Source organism: Streptococcus sp. 27098_8_86 (assembly GCF_041432595.1).
Lineage (GTDB): Bacteria > Bacillota > Bacilli > Lactobacillales > Streptococcaceae > Streptococcus > Streptococcus pneumoniae_F.
This window is the reverse complement of record NZ_JAPVZW010000018.1, coordinates 1-5,449: the sequence shown is the minus strand read 5'-3', so window position 1 is coordinate 5,449 and position 5,449 is coordinate 1. Positions and strand designations below refer to the sequence as shown.

General features: G+C 34.3%; 6 protein-coding genes and 1 pseudogene. All 7 read left to right on the top strand.

The annotated features are described in order from the left end of the window. The coding region (locus tag O3616_RS09850) for a hypothetical protein (protein WP_371638774.1) at window positions 1–1,076 on the top strand (1,076 nt) is incomplete at its 5' end. Further along, a complete protein-coding gene (locus O3616_RS09845) occupies window positions 1,070–1,735 on the top strand; it encodes a hypothetical protein (protein ID WP_371638773.1) in 666 nt (221 codons plus the stop codon). The genes O3616_RS09850 and O3616_RS09845, both read left to right, overlap by 7 nt. A gap of 58 nt (window positions 1,736–1,793) precedes the next feature. Beyond that, window positions 1,794–2,450, top strand: a complete 657-nt coding sequence (locus O3616_RS09840; protein WP_371638772.1) for a DUF443 family protein — start codon at window positions 1,794–1,796, stop codon at window positions 2,448–2,450. A 93-nt stretch (window positions 2,451–2,543) separates the two neighbouring features. Further along, complete coding sequence (locus O3616_RS09835) at window positions 2,544–3,200, top strand: hypothetical protein (protein WP_371638771.1); 657 nt, start codon at window positions 2,544–2,546, stop codon at window positions 3,198–3,200. Window positions 3,201–3,260: 60 nt separating this feature from the next. Next, the gene (locus tag O3616_RS09830) at window positions 3,261–3,917 is read left to right on the top strand and encodes a DUF443 family protein (RefSeq protein WP_371638770.1); all 657 of its coding nucleotides are present in this window, start codon (window positions 3,261–3,263) and stop codon (window positions 3,915–3,917) included. 33 nt (window positions 3,918–3,950) lie between these two features. Further along, window positions 3,951–4,603 (top strand): annotated as a pseudogene (locus tag O3616_RS09825) (DUF443 family protein). A gap of 163 nt (window positions 4,604–4,766) precedes the next feature. Next, window positions 4,767–5,063: a DUF4176 domain-containing protein gene (locus tag O3616_RS09820; RefSeq protein ID WP_371638769.1), complete on the top strand. Its 297-nt coding sequence runs from the start codon at window positions 4,767–4,769 to the stop codon at window positions 5,061–5,063. Window positions 5,064–5,449: the final 386 nt, after the last annotated feature.

Here is a 5,449-nt window from a genome sequence, read left to right as displayed (position 1 = left end):
CGTCGAAACAGTCGCTTTCCGAGACGGAGAAGCGCCTGGCTGCCTTCAATGGCAAGCAGGCCACAAGTGAGTTAGATGCGATTTTAAACAATCAAAATAAGGGCTTAACGAAGGTGAGTGGGACGGTTACCATGGCCAGCCCTTATCGTAATCCTGAAGCGCTAGCTATCTATCGTAATCCTCATTTCAAGAAGGCGGCAAACCGCTATCACCAGAAAGTGGATAGCCTAGCAAGAGCTTACTTCCAGAAGAATCATCCAGGCGTTGCATTTGACAAGGACAAGGCAGGGATTGAGGAATTGCAGGCTCTGGCGAGGGAGGTGACTAAGAAGGCGGAGTATGGAGATTCATCTTCAGTTAAGACGTTAGGAGACTATGGAAATGACTTAGCGGAAACTTCAGTCTATACAAGTCTTGAAGAAGGTATCAAGCACCTTATTGAGAAAATGAAAGTATCAGTACCGGATGTAGCTAATTATTGGAGCGTGGGAATAACTGGTAATTCATATTATAAAAATATGAATTTCGCCTTTGATGCTCAACAATTTGCGAAAGACTCCACGACGAATGCTCTAAAAGGTCTTTTTAAGAATATTACTGTGTCAGAAGTTGGTATTCCGATTCCAGGTACGAATGTTTCCATGGGGATATCAGGTATTAGCTCGGTCTTTATGGGATTAGACTTTGTCAAAAATCTTCAAGAAGAAAATGCCGGACGTGCCTTTACACATACTGTTGCAACTACTGCAATCGCTACATTAGCAGTAGATGCAGCTGCAACAACACTTGCGGCGGCATATTATGCAACCGGTTCAGAGGCTATTTTAAGTGTAGCTGCATATGCAGCTACAGGTCCGATTGGTTGGGCTATTGGTGCTGGGATAGCTGCAGCAGCACTTGCTACTTTGGCATATAATTATAATTTTCTAGGAATCAAAGATATAGCAAATGAGATGGGCGACAATCTGGATAAGAGTATTAAGGAAATTGGAAGCAACATTGATTCAGGTATCAAGGAAGTTGGAAATGCTATCGATTCAGGTATTAAATCAATTCAGAAAGTGTTTGGGTGGTAATTTTGGAAATTAATTATAGAGAAACGAAGTATTTTTGTCATCAACTTGTAGAACTAAACGGGAAAAAATATATATTAGATGCAAGTTCAATGACTCCTAAGTTCTACTATTGGGGTGTTCCAACGGACGAATTAACGGTTGAGATGACAGAACTTAACAGAGAGGATATCAATTTTAGTACCCCGATTAATAAGTTTAAAGCTTCATATGTGGCAATCCTTGCTCAACCACTTGTATGGATTGTTTATTCTTTATTGAAAACTTTTTTTAAAGAGTACAATATTAGCCAACAGATAATTTTAAAATTAGTAGTATTTTGCGCATCTATACTATTCTCCTACTTGATTTTTTATTTTAAAAGAGAGAAAGAACGTAAAAATGTTAAAGCTTTACTGCCTTCTTCTAGTAGAAGATATGAGATGATTTTTAAACCAGTATCTGCAAGAAAGCAAGTTTTTGATGCCTATATTTTTAATGTCCCTATAATAGCTTGTTTGGCACTTTATTTGTCTATTAATGATGGCGGAGAAGGTATTGTTCTCGTTATCAATAGCATTATCTCATTTTTCCTTCTATCATTTTTATTTGGAAAGGTTCCCATTCTTTCCGCTTATAAGATTAGAAACGTCACATTTGAAGGAATTAGAGAAATTAAATAAGGCCTTTGATTCAGGTATTAAATCAATTCAGAAAGTGCTTGGGTGGTAGGAGTACAAAATGGAGATAAATTTTAGAAATTCTAACATTGGTTGTTATCAAATAGTTGAAATAGATGGGCATTCTCAGAAATATATTATGGATACTAGCACTCTGACACCTAAGAGATACTGTTGGGGTTTATTACCCCAAAATGTCACTGTTGATATGACGGAACTGGATAAGAAAAATGCTAGTTTTGAAACAAAATCAAAAACATTATTGGGAACTAGCACTATAGCTATAATGGTCCAACCGATTGTAAAAATTGGATACGATATGTTAAGAAATTTATTTGTAAATTATGAGATAAGTCAACAAATATTCATAAAGATAGTTTTATATTTTATTTCTATGTTGATTTCTTATTTTGTTATTTGGAATTCTCTGCGAAGAGCACATAAGATTGCAGCTGAACGGTTGCCTAAGGAAAGTAAGAAAGTTAGATTGACACTTCGAACGACTAAAAGAAGAGAGTTAACAGGGTATATATTTCTTTTCCTAAACTTAGCATGCTTACTTTTCTTTTTAATGTTAAACGATGGTGAAGAGGGAGCAATTTTAGTAATTAATGGTATAATTTCATTAGCCTTATACTTGAGCGTTTGGACGATGCCCCCAATAAGCTTTTCTTATAGAAATAGATTTTTGACATTTGAAAAAATTGAAGAATTGTAATAATGTTAAAGCAGTCTCTATACTGAGCTTTCGATGGATTTGATAGTGGTTTACAAAAATATTGAATTACCGTCATTGTTTTTGGAGAAAAATGTGGAATTAAAATTTAAAAATTCAAGCATGATGTGCTTTCAAATTGTTCAGATAGATAAAGAATCGAAGAAGTATGTCATGGATACAAGTACTATAAGCCCCAAGAGCTATTACTGGGGAATAAAAACAGATACGATTACAGTGGACATGGTGGAGATTGAAAAGAATAATAACCAGTTTGCAATTAAACATAGAAGACCTGTAAGTGCGACAATGGGAGCCATTATCGTTCAACCAATCGTCAAGGTTAGCTATGATGCACTGAAGGAACTCTTTATTCATAATAATATTAGCGAACAAATATTATTAAAGTTATTACTCTTTGCAATTTCTATGCTAATTTCTTATTTTGCCATTCTGATTTCATTAAAGTTATCTCATAAAAAAGCAGATAAATGGATTCCTAAAAACAGCAATAAATACATAGTTACCTTTACAACTATTCAGAAAAGTAACGGAGGAGCATATCCTTTTGTTGGAGCCATTGCCCTTTGTTTACTTTTCTTTCTTGGTTTGAATAATGGAACAGAAGGAGCTTTCTTGGTAATCAATGGAATCGTATCGTTATTCTTTTTCATGTTTACTCTAGGAAGTTTTCCAATCGCTCATCCATACAAGCATGGTCAAATTGAGGTTGAAAAGATTGAGAAATTATAGAATGAATAACATCGTAAACAGCATTCCTTCAGGTATTAAATCAATTCAGAAAGTGTTTGGGTGGTAATTTTGAAAATTAATTTTAGAGGATTGGATGTTGCTTATTTTGATGTGTTAGAGATGGGAGAGAAAAAGTACGTTCTTGATTCCAACTCCACGACACCAAAGAGTTATTATTGGGGACTTTCCCCTGAAACTCTTGAAGTTGATTTGATAGAACTTGATAGTCAGAATAAAAATTTTGATAAAAAAATTAAGATGGGTCCTTCAGGAATGCGTATGGTATCTATTGGTTTTGGTCTTCTTTCGTATAGAGAAGTAACATCAATTTTTAGATATTATGATATTAGTCATGATTTATATTTAAAAGTATCTTTATTTCCTATATCTATTTTGGTAGCTTATATTGTCTATCAAAGTATTTTAATGAAATCGAGGAAGGAGATTTCAAGTCGTTTATCGCAGGAAAAGAAGAGGTTTAAAATAGTCTTTCAGAATAATAAGAAAAAAAGACAATTCCATGCCTATCTATTTCTCATTTTACATGCAATTGCTTTCTCTATTTATATGGGACAAGATAATGGAACAGAAGCTGCAATTCTAGTCTTGAATGGTTTGTTGGCCTATCTATTTATTTGGATTGAATCCGGCGTTATTCCATTGACTTATGCTTATCAAAAGAAATACCTAGAATTTAAAGAACTGAAAAAGCTATAATGTAACTTATAACAAAATTCAGAAAGTATTTGGGTGGTAAATGTGGAATTAAAATTTAAATATTCGAATATAGCAGTTTTTAGAATCGTTGAGTTTAAGAATAAAAGTTATATCTTAGATCCTACTACAATAAAAGGTAAGTCCTATTTCTTCGGTTCACTTCCTAAAGAGGTTACTGCTGAGATGGTCGAGCTATCTCCATCCAATGATAGTTTTAGAATAAAATCGAAGACACCAATAGGTGCACCTACTGCTCTAGCTATCATGGTTCAGCCATTAGTAGGTATCTCGTATAAACTCATAGAAAATGCATTCATTGATTGGGGTATAAGTCAACAGTTTTTTTGAAATTAGGTGTGTTTGCATTCTCCTTATTCTTGTCATATCTTATGGCTGTCTTTTATGAAAAAAGTGCGGTAGGAAAGTTTGAATCAAGAATTCCCCAAAATAGTAAACGCTGTCGACTTGTTTTTGAACCCAAAGGTAAACGAATGATTGATTGGTATGTAATTTTAGCAATTAATATTGTTTGTTTAATGTTTTTTATGGGAACTAATGATGGCTCAGAAGGAGTCTTGTTGATTATTAATGGCATAATTTCTTGGTTTTACTTTGTAATGATGAGAATGCCGCAAGTTCCCTCATATTATAAGACACTAACATTAACTGAAATTGAAGAGCTATAAATACAGAATGCCGAGAAGTTAGAAATGACATTGATTCAGGTATTAAATCAATCCAGAAAGTGTTTGGGTGGTAAATGATTCATTTAAAGTTCAAGAATGCTAATACGATGGCGTATAGTATTGTAGAAATAGAAAAAAGATAAATTGAAAGGAAAACAAGAAAATGTCTATTTTGCCAATTGGAACAATTGTTTATTTAAAAGAGGGGAGTCAAAAGCTAATGATTCTCAATCGTGGGGTTACGATAGAACAGAATGGCGAAAGTGTTTTGTTTGATTATTCTGCAGCTTTTTATCCAATGGGACTAAACCCAGAACAGTTGTTTTACTTCAATCGTGAAGATGTGGATCGAATTGTATTTAAAGGATACTCTGACGAGGAAGAAGGTCGATTTGTGGAGCTTTATCTACAATGGCTAGAAGAAAACAAGGAAAAGGTAGTGAAAGGAAGAACAAAATAGTATCATTTTTATACTATTTTTTTTACCAGAGTAGCTTCACAGAATCGGTTGTCGGAGTGGATGAGTACAACTACTTCACCAGCCGAGATGGTTATCGTATCAAACTTATCAGTGAGTAAAAGCGAGTCATTTGACTTGCTTTTATTTTTAGGGTACTTTCCCAATCCTTATGGTAAAACATCAGAATTTTTGATATAATTAGAGAAAAAGTGGAGGAGTTTATGTATGGGACGATACGATAGTGCCATTGCGGATTGTCATGCGCAAATTCGTTGGATCCGTTTGGATATACGTACTTATGATGATAAGATAAGACGGTTGGAATCTGCGAATGATCGTATTCAGAGTCAGATGGATGTTGTTAGTAAAAACAAGACTTCTGTGAG